Origin of the sequence: Streptomyces sp. NPDC047869, assembly GCF_040704065.1 — a bacterium.
Classification (GTDB): domain Bacteria; phylum Actinomycetota; class Actinomycetes; order Streptomycetales; family Streptomycetaceae; genus Streptomyces.
Map to the genome: position 1 here is coordinate 58,251 of NZ_JBEYRK010000038.1, position 26,591 is coordinate 84,841.

The 26,591-nt window shown below is 71.0% G+C and carries 26 protein-coding genes and 1 tRNA gene; 15 read left to right on the top strand and 12 right to left on the bottom strand.

Annotation, left to right across the window (positions count from 1 at the left end; all coding sequences use genetic code 11):
• The first annotated feature begins 76 nt into the window (after positions 1–76).
• On the top strand, positions 77–373 hold the full coding sequence (locus AB0924_RS33720) for a type II toxin-antitoxin system VapB family antitoxin (protein WP_004943146.1): 297 nt from the start codon (positions 77–79) through the stop codon (positions 371–373).
• 97 nt (positions 374–470) lie between these two features.
• Positions 471–1,109, top strand: coding sequence for a LytR C-terminal domain-containing protein (locus AB0924_RS33725; RefSeq protein WP_358939345.1), 639 nt, complete (start codon positions 471–473; stop codon positions 1,107–1,109).
• A 108-nt stretch (positions 1,110–1,217) separates the two neighbouring features.
• Here the strand turns inward: AB0924_RS33725 and upp are convergent, their stop codons facing one another.
• Positions 1,218–1,853, bottom strand: a complete 636-nt coding sequence (upp, locus tag AB0924_RS33730; RefSeq protein WP_358939343.1) for a uracil phosphoribosyltransferase — start codon at positions 1,851–1,853, stop codon at positions 1,218–1,220.
• 132 nt (positions 1,854–1,985) lie between these two features.
• Between upp and AB0924_RS33735 the strand changes: the two genes are divergently transcribed.
• The 8 genes from AB0924_RS33735 to AB0924_RS33770 all read left to right on the top strand — a co-directional run bounded on the left by AB0924_RS33735 (position 1,986) and on the right by AB0924_RS33770 (position 6,590).
• Positions 1,986–2,168 carry a hypothetical protein gene (locus AB0924_RS33735; protein WP_358939385.1) on the top strand — a complete coding sequence of 61 codons (183 nt, stop codon included), beginning with the start codon at positions 1,986–1,988 and terminating at the stop codon, positions 2,166–2,168.
• Between the two features lie 334 nt (positions 2,169–2,502).
• A complete protein-coding gene (locus tag AB0924_RS33740) occupies positions 2,503–3,039 on the top strand; it encodes a hypothetical protein (RefSeq protein ID WP_358939383.1) in 537 nt (178 codons plus the stop codon).
• Between the two features lie 56 nt (positions 3,040–3,095).
• A complete protein-coding gene (gene tadA, locus AB0924_RS33745; protein ID WP_358939380.1) occupies positions 3,096–3,527 on the top strand; it encodes a tRNA adenosine(34) deaminase TadA in 432 nt (143 codons plus the stop codon).
• A gap of 45 nt (positions 3,528–3,572) precedes the next feature.
• Positions 3,573–3,657 (top strand) — tRNA-Ser (locus tag AB0924_RS33750).
• A 188-nt stretch (positions 3,658–3,845) separates the two neighbouring features.
• Positions 3,846–4,025, top strand: coding sequence for a hypothetical protein (locus AB0924_RS33755; RefSeq protein ID WP_358939341.1), 180 nt, complete (start codon positions 3,846–3,848; stop codon positions 4,023–4,025).
• A gap of 10 nt (positions 4,026–4,035) precedes the next feature.
• A complete protein-coding gene (locus AB0924_RS33760) occupies positions 4,036–4,329 on the top strand; it encodes a Dabb family protein (protein WP_366913497.1) in 294 nt (97 codons plus the stop codon).
• 175 nt (positions 4,330–4,504) lie between these two features.
• Positions 4,505–5,341: an RNA polymerase sigma factor SigF gene (locus tag AB0924_RS33765; RefSeq protein WP_358939378.1), complete on the top strand. Its 837-nt coding sequence runs from the start codon at positions 4,505–4,507 to the stop codon at positions 5,339–5,341.
• A gap of 313 nt (positions 5,342–5,654) precedes the next feature.
• Positions 5,655–6,590, top strand: a complete 936-nt coding sequence (locus AB0924_RS33770) for an RNA polymerase sigma factor SigF (RefSeq protein WP_358939337.1) — start codon at positions 5,655–5,657, stop codon at positions 6,588–6,590.
• 82 nt (positions 6,591–6,672) lie between these two features.
• Here the strand turns inward: AB0924_RS33770 and AB0924_RS33775 are convergent, their stop codons facing one another.
• The gene (locus AB0924_RS33775; RefSeq protein ID WP_366913498.1) at positions 6,673–6,867 is read right to left on the bottom strand and encodes a hypothetical protein; all 195 of its coding nucleotides are present in this window, start codon (positions 6,865–6,867) and stop codon (positions 6,673–6,675) included.
• Positions 6,868–7,072: 205 nt separating this feature from the next.
• Between AB0924_RS33775 and AB0924_RS33780 the strand changes: the two genes are divergently transcribed.
• The 3 genes from AB0924_RS33780 (at position 7,073) to AB0924_RS33790 (ending at position 11,024) form a co-directional block, all read left to right on the top strand.
• Positions 7,073–7,567: a MarR family transcriptional regulator gene (locus tag AB0924_RS33780; RefSeq protein ID WP_358939333.1), complete on the top strand. Its 495-nt coding sequence runs from the start codon at positions 7,073–7,075 to the stop codon at positions 7,565–7,567.
• Positions 7,568–7,579: 12 nt separating this feature from the next.
• Positions 7,580–10,099 carry an MFS transporter gene (locus AB0924_RS33785; RefSeq protein ID WP_366913499.1) on the top strand — a complete coding sequence of 840 codons (2,520 nt, stop codon included), beginning with the start codon at positions 7,580–7,582 and terminating at the stop codon, positions 10,097–10,099.
• Positions 10,100–10,202: 103 nt separating this feature from the next.
• Positions 10,203–11,024 (top strand): YceI family protein, encoded by an 822-nt coding sequence (locus AB0924_RS33790; RefSeq protein ID WP_366913500.1) that lies wholly within the window; start codon positions 10,203–10,205, stop codon positions 11,022–11,024.
• A 63-nt stretch (positions 11,025–11,087) separates the two neighbouring features.
• Here the strand turns inward: AB0924_RS33790 and AB0924_RS33795 are convergent, their stop codons facing one another.
• Entirely contained in the window at positions 11,088–11,747 is a 660-nt protein-coding gene (locus AB0924_RS33795) for an ANTAR domain-containing protein (RefSeq protein ID WP_358939326.1), read from the bottom strand.
• Positions 11,748–11,952: 205 nt separating this feature from the next.
• Between AB0924_RS33795 and AB0924_RS33800 the strand changes: the two genes are divergently transcribed.
• On the top strand, positions 11,953–12,423 hold the full coding sequence (locus tag AB0924_RS33800) for a PPOX class F420-dependent oxidoreductase (RefSeq protein ID WP_358939324.1): 471 nt from the start codon (positions 11,953–11,955) through the stop codon (positions 12,421–12,423).
• A gap of 76 nt (positions 12,424–12,499) precedes the next feature.
• On the opposite strand, the gene AB0924_RS33805 is transcribed toward AB0924_RS33800, so the two are convergent.
• The 7 genes from AB0924_RS33805 to AB0924_RS33835 form a co-directional block, all read right to left on the bottom strand.
• The gene (locus tag AB0924_RS33805) at positions 12,500–13,258 is read right to left on the bottom strand and encodes a TetR/AcrR family transcriptional regulator (protein ID WP_366913501.1); all 759 of its coding nucleotides are present in this window, start codon (positions 13,256–13,258) and stop codon (positions 12,500–12,502) included.
• A 240-nt stretch (positions 13,259–13,498) separates the two neighbouring features.
• On the bottom strand, positions 13,499–15,694 hold the full coding sequence (locus AB0924_RS33810; protein ID WP_366913502.1) for a glycosyltransferase family 39 protein: 2,196 nt from the start codon (positions 15,692–15,694) through the stop codon (positions 13,499–13,501).
• Entirely contained in the window at positions 15,691–17,325 is a 1,635-nt protein-coding gene (locus AB0924_RS33815) for a glycosyltransferase (protein ID WP_366913503.1), read from the bottom strand. Before AB0924_RS33815 ends, AB0924_RS33810 begins: the two co-directional genes overlap by 4 nt.
• 14 nt (positions 17,326–17,339) lie before the next feature.
• A complete protein-coding gene (locus AB0924_RS33820; RefSeq protein WP_358939316.1) occupies positions 17,340–18,959 on the bottom strand; it encodes an ATP-binding protein in 1,620 nt (539 codons plus the stop codon).
• Positions 18,956–19,696: a response regulator transcription factor gene (locus tag AB0924_RS33825; RefSeq protein WP_358939314.1), complete on the bottom strand. Its 741-nt coding sequence runs from the start codon at positions 19,694–19,696 to the stop codon at positions 18,956–18,958. The genes AB0924_RS33820 and AB0924_RS33825 overlap by 4 nt, the downstream gene beginning before the upstream one ends.
• A 118-nt stretch (positions 19,697–19,814) precedes the next feature.
• Positions 19,815–20,696 (bottom strand): DUF2797 domain-containing protein, encoded by an 882-nt coding sequence (locus AB0924_RS33830; RefSeq protein ID WP_366913505.1) that lies wholly within the window; start codon positions 20,694–20,696, stop codon positions 19,815–19,817.
• Positions 20,697–20,888: 192 nt separating this feature from the next.
• Positions 20,889–21,257, bottom strand: coding sequence for an HGxxPAAW family protein (locus tag AB0924_RS33835; RefSeq protein ID WP_366913506.1), 369 nt, complete (start codon positions 21,255–21,257; stop codon positions 20,889–20,891).
• A gap of 90 nt (positions 21,258–21,347) precedes the next feature.
• Between AB0924_RS33835 and AB0924_RS33840 the strand changes: the two genes are divergently transcribed.
• On the top strand, positions 21,348–21,839 hold the full coding sequence (locus AB0924_RS33840; protein WP_366913507.1) for a MarR family transcriptional regulator: 492 nt from the start codon (positions 21,348–21,350) through the stop codon (positions 21,837–21,839).
• A gap of 321 nt (positions 21,840–22,160) precedes the next feature.
• Here the strand turns inward: AB0924_RS33840 and AB0924_RS33845 are convergent, their stop codons facing one another.
• Positions 22,161–23,543 (bottom strand): hypothetical protein, encoded by a 1,383-nt coding sequence (locus AB0924_RS33845; protein WP_366913508.1) that lies wholly within the window; start codon positions 23,541–23,543, stop codon positions 22,161–22,163.
• Between the two features lie 365 nt (positions 23,544–23,908).
• A complete protein-coding gene (locus AB0924_RS33850; RefSeq protein WP_366913509.1) occupies positions 23,909–24,973 on the bottom strand; it encodes an IS110 family transposase in 1,065 nt (354 codons plus the stop codon).
• Positions 24,974–26,591 lie beyond the last annotated feature (1,618 nt).

Sequence of the window (26,591 nt, forward strand, 5' to 3'; positions counted from 1 at the left end):
TTCGCTCCGGCATTTCCAGCGTCGCACTGCGGCGCCATGGCTGCGCCCGGAACGTCTGGACCGGTAGGCTTTCCGTGTGATCTTCAAGCGCATCGGAAACGGCCGGCCGTACCCCGACCACGGCCGGGAAAGCACCCGGCAGTGGGCGGACGTCGCGCCGCGCCCGGTCCGCCTCGATCAGCTCGTGACCACCAAGCAGCAGCTCGATCTGGAGACCCTGCTGGCCGAGGACTCGACGTTCTACGGCGACCTCTTCGCGCACGTCGTGAAGTGGCAGGGCGACCTGTACCTGGAGGACGGCCTCCACCGAGCGGTGCGCGCCGCCCTCCAGCAGCGCCAGGTGCTGCACGCGCGCGTGCTGGAACTCGACTGACCCGCACGCCACGGCCGTTGCCCCTTTCGGGTTCCGCTGAGCGGCGTCTGCTGATCATCTAATAGGCATCGCCGCTCGGGCGGACTACGCTGCGCTCATGAGCATGCTGACTCCTCCGGGCATGGGCGGCCAGTACCGGATCACGGGGGACAAATACCCTCGGATGCGCCCTCCCCGGCGACGCGGCAGGCTTGTGGCCGCCGGGGTGGCTTCCGTCGCCGCGCTCGGCCTGATCGGCTGGGGCACCCTGCAGCTCATCGACGTCTTCACCGGCGGCGGCGAGAAGTCCGCGGCGACCGGCACCAGGGCCGAGTGCCCCGTCGCGAAGGCTTCCGCGGCGCCCGTCAGGGCCCTGCCCGAACCCCGCACGATCACCGTGAACGTCTTCAACGCCACGACCCGCAGCGGCCTCGCGAAGGCCACCGCGGACGAGCTGAAGAAGCGCGGCTTCAAGATCGGTGACGTGGGCAACGCGCCCAAGGAGTACGACAAGAAGGTCAAGGGCGCCGGAGTGCTCCTCGGCCCCGCCTCCGCGCTGGACACCTCGCTGCCGGTGCTCGCCACCCAGCTGACCGGCGCCGAGCGCCGCACCGAGGCCGGCCGCAAGGGGACCGGCCTCGACCTGATCATCGGCGACAAGTTCGGCGGCCTGGCCCAGCGGGCGGCCGCCGACCAGGCCCTGGCCCGGCTGAGTGAACCGGAGCGGACGACCGCCGCCTCGAAGAAGGGCTGCTGAACGGGCCGGACCCAGGGCCTGTCCGGCGGATCACGCCGGACACGCGGGGCCCGGCACGCACCGGCGGGAAACCGCGGACCGGAGCCGGCCCGGTCCGCCGGACAGGGCCTACTCGGCCGCGCCGTACAGCCGGTCGCCCGCGTCCCCGAGGCCGGGGATGATGTAGCCGTGCTCGTTGAGGTGGTCGTCGACGGCCGCCGTGACGACCGTGACCGGGGTGCCCGCGAGCTCCCGCTCCATGAGCTCGACGCCCTCCGGCGCGGCGAGCAGGACCACCGCGGTGACGTCGTCGGCGCCGCGCTTGATCAGCTCCTGGATGGCCGCGACCAGCGTGCCGCCGGTCGCCAGCATCGGGTCCAGGACGTACACCTGGCGGCCCGAGAGGTCCTCCGGCATGCGTGAGGCGTACGTCGAGGCCTGCAACGTCTCCTCGTTGCGGATCATGCCCAGGAAGCCCACCTCGGCGGTCGGCAGCAGCCGGACCATGCCGTCCAGCATGCCGAGACCGGCCCGCAGGATCGGCACCACCAGCGGGCGCGGCCGGGCGAGCTTGACGCCGGTGGTCCGGGCGACCGGCGTCTGGACGTCGACGGCCTCGGTGCGCACGTCCCGCGTGGCCTCGTAGGCGAGCAGGGTGACCAGTTCGTCGGCGAGCCGGCGGAAGGTCGCGGAGTCGGTGCGCTGGTCGCGCAGCGTGGTGAGCTTGTGAGCGACCAGGGGGTGGTCGACGACGTGGAGACGCATGCCCATAACAGTAACCGCGCCCGGCCGCCCGCCGCGCTGGCATCAAACCGGCTGTCCGAGGGAAAGTGGGAGGGACGGACCCGGGGTGGTGTGACTGTGCCTGACCTGCCTGATCATGAGACCGACGCCGCCGTGGACGCCGGGAGCGCGACAGGCTGCCGGCGGCCCGAGACGGACGCCGAGCGCCGGCGCCGGCGCGCCCAGTTCCTGCGCGACCTCGCCGAGGCCCGGGCGCTGCGCGACCGCGTCCAGCCCCGGCGGGCCAAGGCCGCCCGATTGCGCCACGCCATGCGGATGCGAACCTTCCGCTGGTAGGGGGATTCCGTCGTACGGTCGGGTGGGAAGAGACCCGTGGGAAGACAAGCCGGTGGGAAAGGCCGGTGAACGCACCGGTGTTGCCCGGGTGGACGTGCGTGAGCGCTGCTGAGGCCGCGTACGATCCGCAGGTGGCGGCAACGGACGCACACGTGGTCCGGTCACGGATCCACGATCAAAACTGCCGGACACAGGGAGCCGAAGACGTCCCCTGAGCGTCTTGTTTCTGCCACGATTCCGAGTGGGCGGGGCCCGGAGCCGAGCTCTACCCGCCCAGAGACCTCCGCCGGGGGGACCCCCAACCGGCACGCCTATGACCAGTGGGAGAGTCACGGTGTACTTCGCCGCACTGCTCGCGCGCACCGAAGACGGGTGGGAAGCGAGCGACACAGAGCTCGACGATGTGGAAACCCTGTCGGATCTCGCCGACCTGGCCCGGGAAGCCTCTCCCGAGGAGGACACCGTGCTCGTCCTGATCGAGCAGGAGGACGCCTGGTTCGGTGTCGTCCGCGTGGACGGCGAGGACGACCCTCGCATCTACGTCTCCGACGCGGCCGCCGCCGCCCGCAGCGCCTACGGCGAGCTGCTGCTCACCGATGAGCTGCTGGGCCGCGAGCCGGGTGCCGACGACGGCCCCGACCTGGATTCCCTCGACCTCGACGGCACGGAGGACGGCGAGTCCGACGACGACGAGGACGAAGCGGACGGCGCCGCCGCCGACGCGGTGCCGCACAGCCCGGTGGGCGACGGCGAGATCCTCGACGACCTGGGCATCAGCCAGAAGGAGCTGCGCACGCTGGAGGCCGACGACGCGCTGGGCACGATCGCCGAGGCCCTGGGCGCCTCGGAGGTGCTGGAGACCGTCCGCTGAGCACCGAGCACACCACGGGCGCACCCGACCCGGTGCGCGACCCCTGGCGGGCCGCGATGCGGCTCGCCCTGGACGAGGCCCGGCTGGCAGTGGAGGGCGGCGACGTCCCCGTCGGCGCCGTCCTGCTGTCCCCGGACGGCACGACGGTGCTGGCCGCCGGCCACAACGAGCGCGAGGCCACCGGCGACCCGACGGCGCACGCGGAGGTCCTCGCACTCCGGCGGGCCGCCGCGAAACTCGGGCAGTGGCGGCTGGCCGGCTGCACGCTGGCCGTCACCCTGGAGCCCTGCACGATGTGCGCGGGCGCGCTGGTCCAGTCCCGGGTGGACCGGGTGGTATACGGCGCCCGGGACGAGAAGGCGGGAGCGGCCGGCTCGCTGTGGGACGTCGTGCGCGACCGGCGGCTCAACCACCGCCCCGAGGTCGTCGAGGGCGTCCTGGCCGAGGACTGCGCCCGGCTGCTCACGGAGTTCTTCCGGGACCGCTGAATTCCGATTTCAAACCATGCCCCACCTTGCTGTAGGGTCTCCCTCGGTAGCGTGTCCGAGCGGCCGAAGGAGCTCGCCTCGAAAGCGAGTGTGGCGCAAGTCACCGAGGGTTCAAATCCCTCCGCTACCGCTCTGCACGAGAGGCCCGGTCCGATGGACCGGGCCTCTCGTGGTTTCCCAACTCCCCGCCTGCCGGACCGCGTTCCGGCCCGCCACGACTCGCACACAATTCCCCGGCCGGAACACACGAGCGGGCGGATAAACTCACGGCCGACAACAGGGCACCGAAGAGTCGCAGCAGGTACAGGGGAGGCCGCGGTGGCGGTGAACGCCAAGAAGATCGCCGTGTACGTGCTCGCGGTCTTCGCGCTGTACGTGATCATCACTGACCCGGCCAAGGCGGCCGACTACGTCCAGATAGGCTTCGAGGGCATATCGGACGCGGCCAAGGCCATAGGCGACTTCATGACCTGGATCGCCGACGGAGCACAGAGCTGAGGTACACCCCATGATCCGCCACCTGGTCCTCTTCAGGCTCAACGGGGGCGTCGAGCGCGACGATCCGCGGGTCGTGGCGGGCGTGGAGGCCTTCCGGGCGCTCGGCGGCCAGATCGAGGAGCTGCGGTTCTGGGAGTGTGCCTGGAACATCAGCGACCGGCCCATCGCCTACGACTTCGCGATCAACTCGGCGGTCGAGGACCAGGACGCGCTGCGGCGCTACCTCGAGCACCCGGCCCATCAGGCCGGCGTCGCGCTGTGGCGGGAGTTCGCCACGTGGGTGATCGCCGACTACGAGTTCTGACCCGCGCGCGCCCGAAGCCCCCCATGGGAGAGATGGGGGGCTTCTCCTCGTCCCGGGCCCCGAACTGGGCGCCGTCCGACCACAACACGACGTTATGCGGTGCTTGCACACAGTGCACATGTCTTGTGATGCTATGACCGCTTTTGACGGATGACTGACCGATGAAGAGGTGGCGTTGACCGTGTCGGCCAGTACTGCGCCGCCCCAGGACGAGGTACCCAGCCCCTCCCCTCCGACCCCCGAGAAGCGCCGCGGCGCCGACACCCGCGCCCTGACCCAGGTGCTCTTCGCCGAGCTGAAGGACCTGACTCCCGGCACGCCCGAGCACGACCGGGTGCGCGGCGCGCTGATCGAGGCCAACCTCCCGCTCGTGCGCTACGCGGCCGCCCGCTTCCGCTCCCGCAACGAGCCGATGGAGGACGTGGTCCAGGTCGGCACCATCGGCCTGATCAACGCCATCGACCGCTTCGACCCCGAGCGGGGGGTGCAGTTCCCGACCTTCGCGATGCCGACCGTGGTCGGTGAGATCAAGCGGTACTTCCGGGACAACGTCCGCACGGTCCACGTACCGCGCCGGCTGCACGAGCTGTGGGTACAGGTCAACAGCGCGACCGAGGACCTCACCACGGCCTTCGGGCGCTCCCCGACGACCGCCGAGATCGCCGAGCGGCTCAGGATCGGCGAGGACGAGGTGCTCTCCTGCATCGAGGCGGGACGCTCGTACCACGCCACCTCCCTCGAGGCCGCGCAGGAGGGCGACGGACTGCCCGGCCTGCTCGACCGCATCGGCTTCGAGGACCCGGCCCTGGACGGCGTGGAACACCGCGACCTGGTCCGCCATCTCCTGGTCCAACTCCCGGAACGGGAACAGAGAATCCTGCTGCTGCGCTACTACAGCAATCTGACCCAGTCGCAGATCAGCGCGGAACTCGGTGTGTCCCAGATGCACGTGTCCCGGCTACTCGCGCGTAGCTTCCAGCGGCTGCGATCCGCGAATCGCATCGAGGCATAACCGGCGCACGGGAGCACACGCCGGAAAACGCCAGTCCACGGCGGATCGAAAGCAGGATCGATCACTCACCGGTGAGAGCGAATCGCCCACCGGGGCGGTTCCCGACAGTTGTGCGTCGAAAGTCCGTCAGACCCCTTCTTTCCAGGGCCTATTCACGACTCACATGTCGACATGTCACTACAGCGTGTTGCCGACATGTGACATTCTGCGGGAAGCGCGTTTGCCGGAGCTCCGGCGCCGGTATTCAGGTGAAGGCTGCGTTGCTCGAAAGGCAGCACCGCCGCCGACCGTCCCGCGACCCAAAGGGGGTGGCATGTCCGCAGACCAGGGCAGCTCGAAGGTCCTCACGCCCACGAGCGAGGCAGCGCCCAAGGAGCTCCACGCTCTCGACGTCCTCGACGGCATCGAGGGCGTCACGGCCCTCGATGCCGTGCCGGCCCAGGCCGACCCGGCCACCGCCCCCGCCCCGGCCCCGCCGGTCGCGGCGGACATCGACACCCGGACCCTGTCCCGGTCCCTGTTCCTGCGGCTGGCCGCACTCGACGAGAGCAGCCCCGAGCGCGCCTACGTCCGGGACACCCTGATCGAGCTCAACCTCCCCCTCGTGCGCTACGCGGCGGCCCGCTTCCGCTCGCGCAACGAGCCGATGGAGGACATCGTCCAGGTCGGCACCATCGGCCTGATCAAGGCGATCGACCGCTTCGACTGCGAACGGGGCGTGGAGTTCCCGACGTTCGCGATGCCGACGGTCGTGGGTGAGATCAAGCGCTTCTTCCGCGACACCTCGTGGTCGGTGCGCGTCCCGCGCCGGCTCCAGGAACTGCGCCTGGCCCTCACCAAGGCCAGCGACGAGCTGTCCCAGAAGCTGGACCGTTCCCCGACGGTCACGGAACTGGCCGCCGTGCTCGGGGTCTCCGAGGAGGACGTGGTCGACGGCCTCGCGGTCGGCAACGCCTACACCGCCTCCTCGCTCGACTCCCCGGCCCCCGAGGACGACGGCGGCGAGGGCTCCCTGGCCGACCGCCTCGGCTACGAGGACACCGCGCTGGAGGGCGTGGAGTACCGGGAGTCCCTGAAGCCGCTGCTGGCCAAGCTCCCGCCCCGGGAGCGCCGGATCATCATGCTGCGCTTCTTCGCCAACATGACCCAGTCGCAGATCGGCGAGGAGGTCGGCATCTCCCAGATGCACGTCTCCCGGCTGCTGACCCGGACCCTGGCCCAGCTGCGGGAGGGCCTCATCTCGGACTGACGGGCACACGGACACAGGGCCGCCGAGCCGCCGTCGCGGCAGCCTCGGCGGCCTCCGTGTGTCCGGGAGCCGGGTGGGTGTCCTACTTGACCGCGAGCCAGGCGACGGCGGCGACGACCACCACGGCCACGACGACGCCGATGATCAGGCCGACCCGGGGACCGGAGGAGGCGGGCTGCTGCTGCCGCCCCTGGGGGCCTTCGTCGACGAACGCGCGGAACATCTGGGTGCTGCCTGCGGGGTCGTAATTGCCCTGGGGGCCCTGGGTGTTAGCCATGGCCCGAGACACTAGCGAATCCGGTGGTGCGACCCAAGTGGGGGTCCACCGGGACAGACGGGGTGCGGGCGGCCACTCCGACCAGCGTATTTACGTTCGCAATACTTGCCTTTGCCAAGTTTTTGCGCCGGTCGACCCCTGGTTGTTTGCCTGCAGCAACCAACCTCCCCTATGGTTGCCCTAAGCAACGAATACGGGAGGTGTGATGGCCGAGCAGACGCAGTACGAGGAGCTGGTGCGTCAGTTCAGCGCCTTCGGAGCCGTGAAACGGGAGCTGGGGCGGATCCTGCCGTCCGAGTGCCCGGCCGGCTCGGCCGCCGTGCTGACCCTGCTCGGCCGCCACGGCGACATGCGCATGAGCAAGCTCGCCGAGCTGCTCTCCGTGGACATGTCGGTCACCAGCCGGCATGTCGCGCACGTCGCCGCGCGTGGCTGGATCGAACGGCACCCGGACCCCGCGGACAAGCGCTCGCGCATCCTGCGCCTGACGCCCGACGGTCTGGAGCAGCTGGACGAGCTGTCCCGGCGGACCACGCGTCTGCTGGCGGAGCGGCTCGACGACTGGACCGACGACGAGGTCGGCCAGCTCATCAGGCTGATGACGCGCCTGCGCGCGTCCTTCGGCGACTGCCGCTCGACCCCGGTCCGGATCCCCGCGCCCGTAGTCGAAGAGACCACCCGTACACCCGCAAGCACGTAAGTAAGGAAGCCCATGGCAACGACCACACCAGCCGGTGTGCGGGCTCACGCCAAGCACGGGGGAGGCACAGGTCACGCCCCGATGACCCACCGGCAGATCATGGAGGCCCTGTCCGGGCTCATGCTCGGCATGTTCGTGGCGATCCTGTCGTCCACGATCGTCTCCAACGCCCTGCCGGAGATCATCGGCGACCTCGGCGGCGGTCAGTCCGCCTACACCTGGGTGGTCACGGCCGCCCTGCTGTCGATGACCGCGGCCACTCCCCTGTGGGGCAAGCTCGCCGACCTGTACAGCAAGAAGGCGCTCGTCCAGATAGCCCTGGTCATCTACGTCGTCGCGTCGATGGCGGCCGGGCTGTCGCAGAACCCCGGCATGCTGATCGTCTGCCGCGTGGTGCAGGGCATCGGCGTCGGCGGTCTGTCGGCCCTGGCCCAGATCGTCATGGCGGCGATGATCTCCCCGCGTGAGCGGGGCCGTTACTCCGGCTACCTCGGTGCGACCTTCGCCGTCGCCACCGTCGGCGGCCCGCTGCTCGGCGGTGTCATCACCGACACCTCCTGGCTGGGCTGGCGCTGGTGCTTCTACGTCGGTGTCCCGTTCGCCGTCATCGCGCTGATCGTGCTGCAGAAGACCCTGCACCTCCCCGTGGTCAAGCGCGAGGTCAAGGTCGACTGGGGCGGCGCGTTCCTCATCTCCGCCGCCGTCTCCCTGCTGCTCCTCTGGGTCACCTTCGCCGGTGACAAGTACGACTGGGTGTCCTGGCAGACCTACGCGATGGTCGGCGGTTCGGTCGTGCTCGGCGCGCTCTTCGTCCTCGTCGAGGCGAAGGCGAGCGAGCCGATCATCCCGCTGCGCCTGTTCCGCAACCGCACCATCACGCTGGCGTCGCTCGCCTCGCTGTTCGTCGGTGTCGCGATGTTCACCGGCACCGTCTTCTTCAGCCAGTACTTCCAGCTGGCCCGCGACAAGTCCCCGACGATGTCGGGCGTGCTGACCATCCCGATGATCGGCGGCCTGTTCATCTCCTCCACCGTCTCGGGTCAGTTCATCACCCGCACCGGCCGCTGGAAGGGCTGGCTGGTCAGCGGTGGCCTCCTGGTGACGGCCGGCCTGGCCCTGCTGGGCAGCATCCGGTACGACACCGACTACTGGAAGATGGCCATCTTCATGGCCCTGCTGGGTCTCGGCATCGGCATGATGATGCAGAACCTGGTCCTCGCCACGCAGAACCAGGTGGCACCCTCGGACCTCGGTTCGGCCAGCTCCACGGTCACCTTCTTCCGCTCCCTCGGCGGTGCGGTCGGCGTCTCCGCCCTCGGCGCGGTGATGGCCCACCGGATCACCCACTACGTCACGGACGGCATCGGGGCTCTCAGCCCCAAGTACCAGGCCGCCATGGCCGGCTCGGGTTCCACCGACACCATCCCCGACATGGACAAGCTGCCGCTGCCCATCCGGACGCTGCTGGAGAGCGCCTACGGCCACGGCATCGCCGACGTCTTCTACATCGCGGCCGCCCTCGCCGCCGTCGCCTTCCTGATCACGCTGTTCATCAAGGAAGTCCCGCTGAAGACCAAGGGCGCGCTGGCCCAGGCCGCGGACGCCGGGGCGCCCGCCCTGGACCCGGCCGCCGCCCCGGTCGTCGCCGAGGCGCAGACGATCCCGGCCGCGGTCGCCGCGACCACCGGGACCGGGTCCGAGGGCACCGCCGCGGCGGCCGCCGCGCAGCAGGTGACCGCGGTCGCCACGGTCGCGGAGCCGGGCACGGGCGGCGGCACCCCGGTGCACGGATTCGTCCGCGGCGCCGAGAGCGCCCCGGTCCCGCAGGCCGCGGTCACGCTGATCTCGCTGTCCGGCCGCCAGCTCGGCCGCTCGGTCGCCCAGGCCGACGGCTCCTACGCGGTGGACGCGCCGGGCACCGGCTCGTACGTCCTGATCGCCTCCGCCGACGGCTTCCAGCCGCAGGCCTCCACGATCGTGGTGGGCGAGGAGCCGCTGTCCTACGACATCCTGCTCAGCGGCACCAGCGGGCTGACCGGTGTGGTCCGCTCGACCGGGAGCGCGCTGCCGGTCGAGGACGCGATGGTGATCGTCACCGATGTGCGCGGGGACCTGCTGGCCACCGCCGCCACCGGTGAGCAGGGCGAGTTCGCCTTCACCGACCTGGTGCCGGGCGCGGTGACCGTCGCGGTCAACGCGAGCGGGTTCCGGCCGCGCGCGCTGCCGGTCGAGGTCGCCACCACCGGGGTCACCCGGATCGAGGTCGACCTGGACGCCGGCGCCCGGCTGCAGGGTGTCGTGCGGGCTCCGCACGGCGCGCTGGCCGACGCCCGCGTGACCCTGGTCGACCAGGCGGGCAACGTGGTCGGCACGGCCACCACCGGGACGGACGGGGCGTACGCCTTCACCGACCTGGACGGCGGCGACTACACCGTCATCGCGACGGGTTACCCGCCGGTGGCGACGGCCCTGACGGTGAACGGCACCGGAGTCGACGGCCACGACATCGAACTCGCCCACCCCGGCGAGTAGTTCGATCCCCGGCCCGTGACGGCGCGCGCCTTGAGCAGAGACGCGCCCGTCACGGGCCGGTTTCATACGACCGATTTATCTGGCTTTTCAGGGAGAAGACGGGATGGGACTGACCGCGAGGATCCGTACCCGGGACGGATGGGCCGTGTCGCACGCCGTCGTCACGATGACCGACATGACCGGTACGCAGGTGCTGCGGGCCGAGGCTGACCCCGAGGGCGCCGTACGGGACGTCACCGAGCTGGCGCCGGGGGCGTACACGGTGATCGTGACCGCCGTCGGCTACGCGCCCGCCGCCTCAAGCGCCATCGTCACCGCGAGCGGGCGGGCCGAGGTCGGCACCGTCACGCTCGCCCGGCAGGGCGGCACCGAACTGCCGCCGCCCGGCCCGTGGACCATCGACCCGGCGCACTCCTCCGTCGCCGCCGTCGCCCAGCACCTGGGGATCTCCAGTGTGCACGGCAGGTTCACGGAGTTCGGCGGAACCATCGAGATCGCACCGGACGACGTGACCAAGTCCCGCGTCGAGGCGGCGATCCGGGCCGCGTCCGTCGACACGGGCAACGGCATGCGGGACACGCACCTGCGGTCCGCGGACTTCCTCGACGTCGAGCGGCACCCGGAGATCACCTACCGCTCCACGGGCGTGACGGTGGCCGGCCCGGACCGCTGGACCGTGCACGGCGAGCTGGCGATGCACGGCGTGGTACGGCCGGTCGATCTGGACCTGGCCTACCTCGGCACCGGCGCCGACCCGTGGGGCGGCACCCGAGCGGCCTTCCGGGCCACGGCCGAACTGCACCGCGAGGACTTCGCGATGAACTACAACCAGGTCCTCCAGGCGGGCATCGCCGCCATCGGCACGACCCTCAGGGTCGAACTGGACATCCAGGCGGTCCAGGGCGAGTCACTGCCCGCCGCCTGACGCGAACGGCCGACGGCCCGCAGCCACTTGCAGTGGCCGCGGGCCGTCGTCGTTTCCGGTGGCTCAGTTGTCGGTGGCGCCCACGATGCGCCGGGCCAGGTCCCGCAGTTTGACGTTCTCCCGCTGCGAGGCGCGCACCAGGCTCTCGAAGGCCGCCGCCGCGTCGATGTCGAGACGCTCCATGAGGACACCGGTGGCCTGCCCGATCAGGTCCCTGGTGTGCATGGCCTCGGTGAGCTGCTCATGGACGGTCACCGCGTTCAGGGCGAGGCTGACGTGCGCGGTGAAGAGGCGGCCGAGGCGGGCGGTGGTGTCGTCGAAGGCGCGCGGCTTGCCGGAGTAGGCGGTGAGCACGGTTAGCCGGCGCCGGTCGGCGCGCAGCCGCAGCGACAGCACCGAGCGCAGCCCCAGGTCCGCCAGCGGTCCCCGTTCGGTCTCGGCGTCGTCGGGCAGCCGCACCACCGGCGAGGTCCACAGCCGCTCCCAGTGCGGCAGCTCCGGGGCCTCGGCGTCCCGCACGATGTCGTCGGTCCAGGCGACCGTACGGCGGCCCTCTCCGCGGTCGATCTCCAGGACCCCGGCGTGCTCGGCGCCGGGCAGCAGCTCCACGGCCAGCCGGACGGCGGTGCTCAGCGTGGCCTGCGGGGTGGTGGTCTCATGCAGCTGCCGAGCCGCCAGCGTGAGCGCCTCCGCCAGCTCCAGGCCGGCCGGAAAGCGGGTCACGTCGAAAAAGTCAGGGGAAGCCACCACGAACCTCTCGGGTGTCATGGCCATAGGGCCATGCTCAGGAGAGCTCCGCAGCACATTCCTGACTGCGAGCACACGACATCTGCACTTTAGCTGCTCCGTTGCGGTGAAGTGACTCCCGGATGATCCTGTGCCCGGCAGGGTCGGGCTGACCGGGCCCCGCTCGCCCTAGGCTGCGTCCATGGCACCGAACATCGCGACGAACACCCGTGTATCGCAGGCCGAGCTGCTGGACTTCGTACGCCCCAGGCACCGCGCCATCCTGCTCACCCGCCGGACCGACGGCAGCCCCCAGGGCTCCCCGCTCACCTGCGGGGTGGACGACGCGGGCCGGATCGTGGCCTCCACCTACCCCGAGCGCGCCAAGACCCGTAACGCCAAGCGGGATTCCCGGGTCAGCCTGATCGTCCTCAGCGACGAGTGGAACGGGCCCTGGGTCCAGATCGACGGCACGGCCGAGGTCATCGACGCTCCCGACTCTGTCGAGCCCCTGGTCGAGTACTACCGCAACATCGCCGGTGAGCACCCGGACTGGGACGAGTACCGCGAGGCGATGCGCAAGCAGGGCAAGTCCATCATCCGGGTGACACCGGAACGCTGGGGCCCGGTGGCGACCGGCGGGTTCCCGGCACGGCTGGCGGAGGGCGACTAGCCGGGGCCCACGGCCCGTCGGCGGCGAACGGCCGGTCTCCCGGCGCGGCTCCGGGACGGCGACCGGCCGGTCGCCGTCAGCCCCTGGCGACCATCGCCTCGATGCCGGCGATCAGCAGGTCGAGGGCGAAGCGGAAGTCCCGGTCCATCATCTCGCGGACCGTGTCGCCGCCCCGGGCCGCCATCAGTTCCCGGGACTCCCGGAACATCTCGGCGGTCCCGGGGTCCTCGGCGACCAGGGACATGGCCTGGCGGTAGTACTGGTCCGCGGTCAGTCCCGTGTCCGCCGTCCGGGCCAGGAAGTGGGCCTCGACCGTGCCGTAGCCGTACACGAACTGGAAGACGGCCGAGATGGCGCCGGTGACTCCGTGCGCGGGCAGCCCGGCGCGGCGCACGACCCGCTGGACCACGCGGGAGAACGCCAGCGAGTTGGGGCCGATGTTGAGGTACCGCCCGGCCAGCGGCGACAGCCAGGCGTGGCGCACCAGCAGCGCCCGGTACTCACCGGCCAGCGCCCGCAGTTGCTCCCGCCAGTCGGCGCCGTCGTCCTCCGGGTCCGGCAGCCGCAGTTCGCCGTAGGCGGCGTCGAGGGCGAGTTCGAGGAGGTCGTCCTTGGTGTCGACGTACCAGTACAGGGACATGGCGGTGACGCTCAGCTCGGCCGCCAGCCGACGCATGGAGAACTTCGCCATGCCCTCGGCGTCCAGCAGCCGCACACTGGCCGCGGTGATCCGTTCCCGGTCCAGGCCCGAGGGCTGGCCACCCCGTCCGCCGCGCCGTGTCCTCGCCTCCAGCCAGACACTGCCCCGCGCAGACCCGTCACCGGTCCTGGCCACCGACGCACCTCTCTCGAACTCCGGTCACCGCCCCGGACGTGGGGCGCGCGGCCGTGTCGGTACGGGGCTCCGCCGCCTGGGCGCGGCCGACCGCACACCGCCCGCAGCGGCACGCATACCCAGGGCCGCAGGCTCTTAGGCGGTCCGTGCGGGAGCCGACCCGACCGGGGGAAACGGACGTGCCGCACACCGCGCGGCCGGGGCCCCGCGGTGTACGGCGGTCTTCATCGCCCGTCTTCGTCAGGCGCTCTTCGTCAGGTCGTAGAAGGTGGCCGAACCGGCCGTCACCTTCTTGAAGTTGCTCCGCACCCACGAGCTGATCTCCGACGCCGAACCGCTGCCGCTGCCGCTGCCGCCCATGCCACCGCCGGCGATGAAGTAGTGGATCTTCCCTTCGGCGACGTACTTCTTGAACTGGGCCGGCGTCGGGGACGGATCGGTGCCGTTGAAGCCGCCGATCGCCATCACCGGGTCGCCGGTGGCGAGCTGGTAGCTCGCGGCGTTCTGGGAGCCGATGGAGGCGGCGACCCAGGTGTACTCGCCCGCGTCCGTCTCCAGCAGCTGCTTGGCCGCCGAGCCGACCTGCGCGCCGTCCAGCAGACCGCCGGCGCCACCGCCGCCCGCGCGACCGCCCTCGCGCATGGCACCGCCGCCCGGGAAGCCGTTCCCGTTCCGCGGCCCCTGGCCCTGGGTGTTGCCGTTCTGGCCCGGCATGCCCCCACCAGGGAAACCCTGGCCCTGGCCCGGCAGGTTCCCGTTCGGCCGGCCCTGCCCGCCCTGTTGGCCCTGCTGCCCCTGGCCCGGTGCCCCGCCGCCGAAGCCGCCCGGCATGCCACCGCCGTCAGCTCCGCCGGGGCGCCCGCCGCCGAACCCCATCATGTTCGCGCCCGCCGGACCGGCCGTCGGGATGGAACCGGTGTGCGCCGCGTTCACCGTGCTGAGGGTGTACGCCGCCGGGCCGGCCAGCACGGCCACCAGCCCCACCGCCGCCGCGCCGAGGGCCAGTCGCCGGGAGATCCGCCCGGCGAAGACGAGCCCGAACGCGGCCGCGAGGCCGCCGACCAGCACCAGCCACCTCAGCCAGGGCAGGTAGTCGGAGGTGCGGTTGAGCAGGACGTAGCCCCAGGCGGCCGCGGCCACCACGGCGGCGGCGAGCGTGATCGACGCCCAGGTCTCCCGGCGCCGCTCCCACAGCAGCCCGGCACCCATGCCGGTGACGGCCGCGACGTAGGGGGCGAGGGCCACCGTGTAGTACTGGTGGAAGATGCCCGCCATGTAGCTGAAGACCAGCATGGTCATGAGCAGCGAGCCGCCCCACACCAGGAACGAGGCGCGCGTGGCCGACGTCCGCCGGGCCCTGCGGGTCGCCCACAGGCCGGCGGCCAGCAGGATCAGCGCGGCCGGGATCAGCCAGGAGATCTGGCTGCCGATCTCGGAGTTGAACATCCGGTCCCAGCCGGTCTCGCCCCACTGGCCGGAGCCGCCCGCGCCGCCACCACCGCCGACGCTGCCGGTCTCGTCACCGCTGATCCGGCCGAGGCCGTTGTAGCCGAAGGTCAGCTCGAGGAAGCTGTTGTTCTGCGAGCCGCCGATGTAGGGGCGGGAGGAGGCTGGCCACAGCTCGACGATCGCGACCCACCAGCCGCCCGCCACCACGAGCGCGACGGTCGCCAGAGCCAGTTGCACCAGCCGCTTGCGCAGCCGGACCGGACCGCAGACGGCGTAGACGATCGCCAGTGGCGGCAGGACGAGGAACGCCTGCAGGGTCTTGGCTAGGAACGCGAAGCCGATCGCGACACCCGCCCACACCAGCCACCGGGTCCGCCCGTCCTCCACCGCACGGACGACGAAGTAGCAGGCCAGCGACATCAGCAGGGCCAGCAGCGCGTCCGGGTTGTTGAACCGGAACATCAGCGCGGCGACCGGGGTGAGCGCGAGCACCACGCCCGCGATCAGACCGGCGGCGGGGCTGAACCGGCGCCGTACCGCGGCGTGGACGACCGCCACCGTGCCGACGCCCATGAGCACCTGGGGCGTGAGGATCGCCCACGAGTTCAGGCCGAAGATCCGCACCGACAGCTCCATCGGCCACATGAAGGCCGAGGGCTTGTCGACGGTGATGGCGTTGCCCGCGTCCAGCGAGCCGAAGAAGAACGCCTTCCAGGATCTGCTGCCCGCCTGGACGGCCGCCGAGTAGAAGGAGTTGGCGTAGCCGGAGGCGCTCAGGTTGTACAGGTAGGTGACGAGAGTGAGGGCCAGCAGCCCGAGGAAGGCCGGCCGCGCCCAGCGCGGGTCCTCGGGGCGGCCGCGCCACACCCGGGACACGATGGGCCGGCGGGGCTCGGCCGCCTCCGGAGCCGGCGGGGGAGCCGTGGGGGGCGGGCCCCAGACGGCGGGGGCGCCCTGCTGGGCGGGATGGTCGAAGTGCGTGGTCATCGGGGGTCCCCCGGGGCGGTGTAGTGAGGGCGCACCGGCTGCAGCGGCATGGTGCCGTCCCTCCAGGTGCCGTCCGCGGCTTCACCGGCGCGGACCTGGGCGGTGGTCTGGTGCGGGCCGTACGCCGGGTGCGGCAGCGGGCGGCGTGGGAGCGGCCCCTCCGGCCGGTTTGGCGCGGGCGTGGCGTGGCCCGGCACGGACGTCGTGGCGTGGCCCGGCACGGACGTCGTGGCGTGGCCCGGCACGGACGTCGTGGCGTACGTCGGCGAGGACGCCGTGGCGTACGTCGGCGAGGACGCCGTGGCGTGGGCCGTCGCGGGCAGGAGGTGCGCGAACGGGGTGTGCGCGGACGGGGTGTGCGCGGCGACCACGGTGGAGACCGGGCCGTCCTCCGGGCGGTCCGGGAACACCCAGGCCCGGAAGAGCAGGAAGCGCAGCACGGTCGCCGCGAGGTTGGCGGCGATGAGCACCGCCAGCTCGGTGGAGTGCGCGGGGCTGCCGCCGGCCGCGTTCAGGGCGGCCAGGGAGCCGCTGGTCAGGGCGAGTCCGATGGCGAAGACGACCAGGCCCTGCGCCTGGTGCCGGACCGCACCGCCCCGGCCGCGCACCCCGAAGGTCAGCCGGCGGTTGGCGGCCGTGTTGGCGACCGCCGAGACCAGCAGCGCGAGCGCATTGGCGATCTGCGAGCCGGAGAACTGCCGGAAGACGCTGTACAGCACCAGGTAGAACAGCGTCGACAGACCGCCGACCACGCAGAACCCTACGAGCTGGCGGACAAGACCGCGGGGCACGTCCTGGATGTCGCGGTCGCGCGGGTCGTCCCCGAAGGGCCGGGTGAGCCGGTCCAGCGGCAGCGAGCCGGTGGCCAGCGCCCGGCCGATGCGCCACACGCCCTTGAGGTCGTCGGTCGCGGTCCGCACGATGTGCACGGTCGAGTCGGGGTCGTCGACCCAGTCGACCGGCACCTCGTGGATCCGCAGCCCGGCCCGCTCGGCGAGCACCAGCATCTCGGTGTCGAAGAACCAGCCGGTGTCCTCCACCAGCGGCAGCAGCACCTGCGCCACATCACGCCGGATGGCCTTGAAGCCGCACTGCGCGTCCGAGAAGCGGGCCTGCAGCGAGCCGCGCAGGATCAGGTTGTAGGCCCTGCTGATGAACTCCCTCTTGGGCCCCCGCACGACCCGTGAGGCACGGGCGAGCCGGGAGCCGATCGCGAGGTCGGAGTGGCCCGAGATCAGCGGCGCCACCAGCGGCAGCAGGGCGTTGAGGTCCGTGGACAGATCGGCGTCCATGTACGCGAGGACCGGCGCGTCGGACGCGGACCACACCGTCCGCAGGGCCCGGCCGCGGCCCTTCTGCTCCAGCCGGAGCGCGGTGACCTGGGGAAGCTGCTCCGCCAGCCGTGCCGCCACCCGCGGGGTGCCGTCCGTGGAGGCGTTGTCCGCGACCGTGATGCGGAAGGCGTACGGGAAGGTGCGCGCGAGGTGCTCGTGCAGTCTGCGCACGCACGGCTCGAGGTCCTTCTCCTCGTTGTAGACGGGGATCACTACGTCCAGGACAGGCGTACCGGCGTTTCCGGCCGGGAGGTGCTCCCGTGCCGGCAGGGTGCCGGGAGAAGAGTCGGTTCGCATGGCACCGACTCTCCTCAGGCGCCCTGTTCCACCCATGTGGCGGCACTGTGCTGTGCCTGTGAGTGCGATTCCCAGTTCGTCGCGGGGTCCGGACGCACCTCGGTGGGGCCGAGCGCGGGCAGGTGCACGGTGAAGACCGTCCGCCCCGGCACGCTGTCCACGGTCACGGCGCCGCCGTGCGCGGCCGCGACGGCCTGCACGATGGCGAGCCCCAGGCCGGTGGACCCGGTGGCCCGCGAGCGGGCGGAGTCCCCGCGGGCGAACCGCTCGAAGACGTGCGGCAGCAACTCGGCCGGGATGCCCGGCCCGTTGTCCTCGACGTCGACGCACATCCACGCCCCGCGCCGCTGCACGCGTGCGGTGACGGTCGTCCCCGGCGGGGTGTGGTTGCGGGCGTTGCCCAGCAGGTTGACCAGCACCTGCTGCAGGCGGGCCGCGTCCGCGGACACCGGGGCCGGTGCGTCGGGCAGGTCGAGCCGCCAGTTGTGGTCCAGGCCGGCCGCGCGGGCGTCGCTGACGGTGTCGACGACGAGCGGCACGAGATCGGTCTGCTCGAACTGCAGCGGACGTCCGGCGTCGAGCCGGGCGAGCAGGAGGAGGTCCTCGACGAGCAGGGTCATCCGTCCGGCCTCGGACTCGATACGGCCGAGGGCGTGCCGGGTGTCGGGTCCGACCTGTTCGCGTCCGCGCCGTGTGAGCTCGGCGTAGCCGCGGATGGAGGAGAGCGGCGTGCGCAGTTCATGGCTGGCGTCGGCGACGAACTGCCGTACCCGGGTCTCGCTCTGCTGCCGGGCGTGCAGCGCGCCGTGCACATGGTCGAGCAGGCGGTTGAGCGCGGCGCCCACCTGGCCGACCTCGGTGTGCGGGTCGCACTCCGCGTCGGGCACCCGCTCGCTCAGGTTCACCTCGCCGGTGTGCAGGCGCAGTTCGGAGACCCGGGTGGCGGTGGCGGCGACCTTGCGCAGGGGTCGGGTGGCGACGCCGACGAGCGCGTAGCCGGCGATGACGGCGGCGACGAGACCGGCCGCGGTGACGCTGATCTCGACGAGGATCAGGGTGTCGATCGTGTTGTCGACCGAGGCCGTCGGTACGGCGACGTAGTAGGCGCCGTTGTCGCCGGTCCGGTACTCGACCCGGTACGTGCCGAGGCCGGGGACGTCGACGGTGTGCTGTCCCCCGTCCTCCCGCGGAACGGCCTGGAGGACGGCGATCTGCGCCTTGGTCAGCGGCTTCGGTTCCATCTCGAAATCGCTGGGGGACTGCTTGCCACGCTCGGCGTCGGTGATCACACCGTTCTCGACCACGGCCGCGATGGTGCCCTGCGGCTGCGGGCCCTTGGTGACGAAGCTGGTCAGGACCGGGGGATGGGTCTTGGGCCTCTGCCCGCCCGGTGCCATGCCGCCCCCGGGCTCCTCGCCGGGCGGGCCGAAGGAGCCGGACGCGCGTGCGGCGACCTCGTCGAGCTGCCCGTTGAGCTGGTCGTACAGATGTGAGCGCAGCGCCAGCGTGGTGACGGTGCCGATCACCGAGCAGACCACGGCGATCAGCACCACCGACGCGACGACGAGCCGGGTCCGCAGGGTGCGCGGCTGTCCCGCTCGTCTCCGCGGACGCGGCCGTCGTCGTCCGCTCATGACACGGCGGGCTTGATCAGATAACCGGCCCCACGGCGGGTGTGGATCATCGGTTCCCGGCCGGCGTCGATCTTCCTGCGCAGATAGGAGATGTACAGCTCGACGACGTTGGCCTGCCCGCCGAAGTCGTACGACCAGACGCGGTCCAGGATCTGCGCCTTGCTGAGGACGCGCCGCGGATTGCGCATCAGGAAGCGCAGCAGCTCGAACTCGGTCGCGGTCAGGTGGATGTTGTCCCCGCCCCGCGACACCTCGTGGCTGTCCTCGTCCAGGGTCAGGTCACCGACGACGAGCATGGAGTCGGACCTCCGGTCGGCGGCGCCGGAGCGCCGGATCAGCCCGCGCAGCCGGGCCACGACCTCCTCCAGGCTGAACGGCTTGGTGACGTAGTCGTCGCCGCCCGCGGTGAGCCCGGCGATCCGGTCCTCGACCGCGTCCTTGGCGGTCAGGAAGAGCACGGGCACGTCGGGCAGATCGCGGCGCAGCCGCTGGAGGACGGTCAGCCCGTCCATGTCCGGCAGCATCATGTCCAGGACGACGGCGTCGGGCCGGAACTCGCGGGCCGTCTGGATGGCACCCTGCCCGTCGCCCGCGCTCCGGATCTGCCAGCCCTCGTAGCGAAGAGCCATGCTCAGCAGTTCGGTGATCGACAGTTCGTCGTCCACCACAAGCACGCGGACGGGGCTCCCGTCCGGCCTCAGCAGTTCGGTGCGCCCCTGGGGCGAGATCGTGGTCATGGTGGACACCCTGTCGGGGTCCTCTGAGAAGACGCTTTCCCCAGTCTGTGATTTTCCTGAGAAACACACAGGCGGCTCTCAGGGAACACCTGGGAACCGCCCATCCGCTCCCGCGCCCTCAGAACAACCCGTCGGGCTCCCTCGCGAACTCTCGTACCGGCAGCCCGAGTTCACCGGAGTCCGACGCCCGGGGAACCACCTCCCACCCGCTCATCAGCCGCGTGTCGAGGACGACGACCCCGTGCCGGCCGCCGACCGCCAGATGCAGATCGGGCCCGGCGGCCGCGACCAGCTCCCCGCTCACGGCCCCGCCCGGCACCAGCTCCACCACCTCCCCGACGGCTGCCGCTGCCGCCGGGGTGAGCAGCCCGAACCGCTCCACGTGGTCCACCACCCGGCACGGCTCCCGGCCCAGCGACTCCGGCCACCCCCCGAGCGCGACGGCCCGCGCGTGCAACTCCTCCACCTCGGCCGCCCGTTCGGCCGCCGTCCCGGGCAACGCCGTCCGCACGGCCCGCTTGTCCGCGTACGGGATCCGGTCCGGCACCCGGAGCGCGGCCCGCAGCAGTTCCTCCGTCCGCCGGGCCGCCATCAGCGGACCGGCACCCAGCCAGGTGAAACAGACGGCGCCCTGTTCGAGCAGCCGGGCCGGACCGCGCTCCACGGCGGTGATCCCGACCTTGACCATGCCGGGCCCGAACCAGGCCAGGTACACCCGGTACGGCCGCGGATCATCGGCGAGGGTGTCCGCGGCCACCGAGTGCGCCCGGTCCAGCCGCGCGCACTCCTCGCACCGGGCCCCCCTGCTCCGCCCCGGCACCCCGGCCGCCACCGGACACGCGTTCCCCCGGGCCCCCACACACCGCCGCACGGCCCCCTCCGGCACGGCGAAGGCCACCCTCTTCCCCCAGGACAGCCCACTGCTCCGCCCCCCGTCCCAGACCAGCACGGGACCACCGGACGTCCACCGCAGCCCCGAGCACTTCCACACGCGTCCCATCACTCTTGAGGGTAGGGGGGAGCACTGACAGTGCCCTGGAAGCCCTGCTCACCCGAGAGAACGGTGGGAGTGTGCTCGTGCAGCACACTCCCACCGCCCTCGAAGCCGCTTCGAACCGGAAGCTCCGCAGGTCGTCACCGCTCCGGGAGCCCGGCACACCGAACACCGACACCGCCCGCGTCGACGGCACGTTCACTCGACGGAAGACAGAGGCATCGACGCGGCGCCCGCCTCACCCGGCACCGCCACCATGACGTTCCCGCTCCGCCGCCCCCGTCCCGCCAGGCGGCAGCTGACGCAGTCCGGGTGTCCCGCGCGGGCCAGGGTGTCGCGGTCCCGCATGCCCCACTGCGCCCGCGGCCGCACGCCCGGCGGCTTGCCCCAGCCGGACAGGTGCAGCGCCCAGGTCACCAGGACGCTCGCGGCGACGACGGCCAGGCCGCCGGCCACCCCCGCCGTCGAGGCCGCGCACACGCCCCACCCCAGCACGCCGCTGCCGGCGGTAGCGACGCCGGCGCCGGTCCAGCCGGCCATCGTGTGACCCTCGTCGTACAGACTCATAAGGCCGCCTCCAGCGACAGCGACAGAAGTTCCCTCACGGGCTAAGACATTTACACACCGAATATCTCACGAGCTAAGGGATTAAGGAAGATGGACGGCACGCCCCGACCGCCCGCCGATCCGGCGCAGGCGCTGTCGGCGATGGATCACCTCATCGCCGCCCACCTGATCGGCCAGCAGGAACTGGCCCGGCGGCTGGGCCTGAACGTCACCGACCTCACCTGCTTCGGCTTCGTACTGGAGGCGGGCGAGGAACTGCTCACGGCCGGCGACCTCGCGGCCCGGGCCCACGTGACCACCGGCGCGGTCACCGGAATCCTCAACCGCCTCGAACGCGCGGGCTACGTCACCCGCCGCCCCGACCCCGCCGACCGCCGCCGCGTCCGGGTGGCACCCGTCCCGGCCGCGGTGGCCCGCGTCGAGGCCGTGTACGCGGGCCACTACCAGCGCGTCACGGCCCTGTTCGCCGACTACTCCCCCGAGGAGCTGTCGGTCATCGCCGACTGGTTCACCCGGGCGACGGCACTGGCCCACGAGTACCTGGAGAAGCTGAACCGCAACGACCCCCAGGAGGAGTGCTGAGCAACCGCCTCCCCCGCGAGCCCGTTCCGGCGCCGGCGGGCCGCGGCGGGTTCGGCACTTCTCCGGAAACGCAGAAGGCCCCGGATCTCTCCGGGGCCTTCAACCTGTGTGCACTCGGCAGGATTCGAACCTGCAACCTTCTGATCCGTAGCTCTATAGAGATCGGTCGATGAGGGTCATACAGGCCGCCATTCGGTCCATCAGAGTGGCCGTCAGTCATAGTCGTTTGCTGGGGTTGCTGTACCTCGATGCTGTACAGCACCGGCGATGACTACCGCGCTACGAGTTCGATCCGGGGCTGCTCCATGTTTCCAGGCTGGCTCAGTTGGTGCAGCCGGGGACGCTGCCGGGCGGAGCGCAGTTGTTCGGGTGGTTGCGCTTGACGAGGGTGTCGTTGAGCGTGACTGTGCCGGACGCCTTGAAGATGCCGCCCCCGTCACCGGCTCTGTTGTCGGTGACAGTGCTCTTGTTCAAGGTGGTGGAGCCAATGGCGTTGAAGATGCCGCCCCCCTGCGCGGTTCCGCCGCCCGGGGCGCTGGCGGAGTTCTTGGTGATCCCTGACTGATCGGTCCTGACGGTGCCGCCGAGGAGGTTGCTGATGCCGCCGCCTCGGGCAGTGCCACCGGAGGCCGTGGCAGCGTTGTCGCGCACAGTGGTCCGGCTCAGGGTGAGGTCACCGACGGGGCTGACGCTGATGCCGCCGCCCGTGACAGTGCCGTCCTTGGCGGTCGCGGTGTTGCCGGTGATCAGGGAGTCGGTCAGGGACATCGTGCCGCCGTTCGCGACTGCTCCTCCGTTGGCGGTGCCGTGCGGCGCATCAGCGGTGTTGTTGCGGAAGATGGTGTCGGTCACGGTCACCGTGGCGGAGTTGTTCACTGCACCGCGTGCAGTACCGCCCGGGGCGCTGGAGCGGTTGTCGCTGATGGTGCTGCCCTTGATCGTCAGCTGGGCGAACACTGCGATAGCGCCAGTCGCGAAGCTGCCGGTGTTCGCTCTGACGCTCGTGGTGTTGTGGTGCACTCTGCTGCGGTTGATCGTCACCGGACCGTCGTTGGCAATCCCGCCGCCCGCGGCAACGCTCACCTCGGTGCCGGTGTACTGGACGGTGTTGCCGCTGACTTCGGTGTCGTTCAAGGTCGCCGAGGGCCCGTCACTGTCGATGCCACCGCCCTCGACGTAGACAGCGGAGCTGGCGGCGTTGTTGATCACCCGGCTGTGATTCACGGTCAGGACGCCTTGGTTGTCGATACCGCCACCGCAGACGATCCCAGGAGGGAACGGAGGCGAAGGGGCCCCAGGGCAGTCTGTGGCCACCCCGCCGCTGATGGTGGTCTTGTTAAGTGTCAGGTCGCCCGCAACACCCACGTGGAGGATGCGGAAATCCGGAGCGGACCGGGCTCGCGTGATCGTCGCGCCATTGCCGTCGATAGTGATCCGGCTGGTGATGGTCGGCAGGCCATTGCCGGCATTGTTGGGTGTCAGCAGCCGGTAGGTGCACTTGCGCTCCAGCCGGAGAGTGTCGGCACCCGGTGAAGCGTTGGCCGCACTGATCGCCTTTACGAGGGCCTGGACCGAGCACGGCACATGCGTGCTTCCGGCGTAGGCGGGCAAAGCCGGGAACAGCATCCCAGCGATAGCCGCCAAGCCGACCACGGCCAGGAGCCGCCCCGGCCACGATCTCCGGACACCGGAGACCGCATCCACCGCTTGAATGTTCCGCCAAGACATCAGGGGCTCCTCCCACCGCGCCAGGACACGCCACATCGAGCACGCTCCACCAGCGGCCCCGTAAACCTGGGGCCGGCCACCGACAGAGCCGAGGGGACCCAGCCGAACACGCATGACGGGCGCGGCTACGAACCCGCGCCGGGCCACCAGCCGCGGCTCGCTCAAACGGACCATGTCAGAGAGCCATGCGGCGACGATCTACTTTCGGGGGCCCGCCGGACCGGGGGAGCCTGCACCGCGCGGCCCTGGAGCTCGTACCCGCATCACCACCGTCCCCGCCGGCGCTGTCGGGATCAGTCATCACGCCTCGTCCGGCCGGTTGATGACGCTCCTATAGGCCGTCAAGGGGTCTGTGTGAGTGGTTTCGGTGTGTGGTGGGGACGGGTGAGGTGCCTGTAGACCTCGCGGGCGATGAAGCGTTTGAGGCAGCGGAGGATGTCCTTCTTGGACATGCCTTCGGAGGTGCGGCGGGCGACGTAGTTCTGGGTCCGCTGGTCGTAGCGCATGCGGACCAGCGCGATCATGTGGAGTGCGTGGTTGGCCCGGCGGTCGCCGCCGCGGTTGAGGCGGTGCCGGTTGGTGCGGCCCGAGCTGGCCTGGATGGGGGCTGCCGCGCACAGGTGCGCGAACGATGCCTCCGAGGTGAGCCGCTCGGGGTTGTCGCCGGCGGTGATCAGGAGCTGGGCGGCGGTCTCGATGCCCACTCCAGACAGTGCGACCAGCGAGGGTGCCGCTTCGACCACCAGCGACTTCAGCTCAGCATCGGCGTCGGCGATCTCCGCGGTGAGGTATTGGTGGCGGCGCGCCAGACGCCGCAGGGCGATCCTGACCGCGCAGGCCGGATCGCGGGTGTCCGCGCCGGGCCGGGACCGTGACAGCTGCTTGATCAGCTCGGCGGGGGCCAGGGTGCGCAGCCGCTCACGGACCTCGCCCGGTGCGGTGATGATGAGGGTGCGGATCTGGTTGATGATCTGTGTGCGGGCCTTGACGGCCGAACGGCGGACCACTCGCAGGGCGCGGATGGCCTCCACGATGCCGTCGCGGGTCTTGGGGGTCCCGCTGGCCCGGCCGGAGAGTACGGCTGTCGCCGCGGCGAAGGCGTCTACGGGGTCGGACTTGCCGTTGGCCCTGCGGGCTCGTCGGTCCGGGCGGTCCACCTCGATCACGGTCACCTGGTTTGCCCGCAGCAGCCGGGCGAGTTCGCAGCCGTAGGCGCCGGTGCCCTCGACACCGACGGCCATGACGTCGCCGTGCGAGCGAAGCCACTCCAGTAGTCGACGGTAGCCGTCATGAGTGGTGGGAAACGCCTCGGTGGCCAGGTGCCGGCCGATGGAGTCGATCACTGCGGCCTGGTGGAAGTCGGTGTGGGTGTCGACGCCGCCGATCACCGTTATCTCGTCTGCCATGCTGATGAGTGCTGTCCTTCCGTGCGACGCATGAGGGATGGCACGCGCCGGTCGGGCGGGAGGACAAGACTGTGATGGGACCTTTGGCCGGGCTCCTATGAGGTCACAAACGCCCGACCGGCCGCGCGCAGGGCGGCACCACCCGAGTCGGCCGACATTTCATCAACAAGACAGCTCGCACGTCGGTCAGTTGGCGGGTCAGACCGTCTCGGGCGGCACCACGGACATCCTCACAGTCAGGTGTCGGCGCTGTTCTTGACAGATCAATCCCCCGGGGCGTCTCCCGATGCCGCCGGCCCTGGGCCCCGCAAGTCAGTACGAGGCCAGCGAGCCAGAGCAGGCTCTGGCCATGGAAGGGCACCAGCCACGCCGCCGTGAGGCTCGCCGCGATCAGCAACGTCCCAGCACCCCATACGCGAGGCCGTTTCACTCTCTTGCGCACCCAAGGGAGTGCGATGCGCCCAGTCGTCATGGCCAATACGCCGATCATGCACAGTAGCGACGCCATCACGAGAATGACTACAAGAACGACGGACGACACACGACCCTCCCCGGCGCCTTCTCCTAGGCACTCGCCGTAATGATCTCAGCGCTCGACCACGGGACACAATGCCGGAACCTGGCGGGCTACACCCCCTGGAGTCGATGGAGTCTTGAAAACCGTCGTGGCGCGAGTCACCGTGGGTTCAAATCCCACACCCACCGCCAGCAGAAACGGACCCTGAACAGGTAAATCGGTCGGGGTCCGTTCTCATGCCCAGTGTCCGCCAGCGCCCGTGACTCCCCGCTGTTTCCCGACTCAACGGGCACGGGAAGGGCACGGCCAGCGGCGGCTTCTAGGCGTAGGCGGTCAACACGATGGCGAGTAGCCCAGCCACAGCCGCAGCGAAGACTCGCGGCTTCCTCCAACCCGGCCCCGAAGCCTGGCGGTCCTGCTCCCACGCGAACACCAGACAGGCGCCAAGGCCGAGTGCGCTCCGCAGCAGGAAAACGATGGCGTGCATAGGGAACCTTCCAGAAACCTTCGAACGGACGGGAAGGCTACCCCTGGCAGCCATCCTCCCGTCACCCACCACTCGCCCCAGCTCCCGTCCCGTCTGCCGTCGACCCACACACCGTGGAGCGGGCGTGGTTCAGGGCGTCAAGGTGGAGCGCCCTGCTGGACGAACGACCTTGACGCCCTGGGCCGCGACTGCTCGGCTCTGCCTGGGTCGATGGCGGACGGGATGGGAGCACACCGCGCACGCCACACTCGGCCGGCACCCGCGAACGGCGCCCCCGCCATCTCGGAGCCTGAGCGCCCCCGCCGGAGGCATGTTCTGACCGTGCCCCCTCTCTGCGGTGCTCGACTCATGGCCTTCGGGCCCTATCCATATGTGGGCGCGCGTCGGCGCAGCGCGGGCGGAGCGGGCCGAAGGCAGGAGCGGCGCCCGGCACGGAGCCGGGAGCGCGCCCGGCGGAGCGGAGCGCAGCCGGGGCTTGAACCAGTAGAGAAAGTTGTAACTCAGTCGCTGGAGCTGGTGGTGTCCGGTCCCGGTAGATGCTTGACACTTCGGTCCCAGCTGATGGTTGACAGTGGCCGTGATCGGCTTTTCTGTGCGCGTCGTTGCGGCGTGTG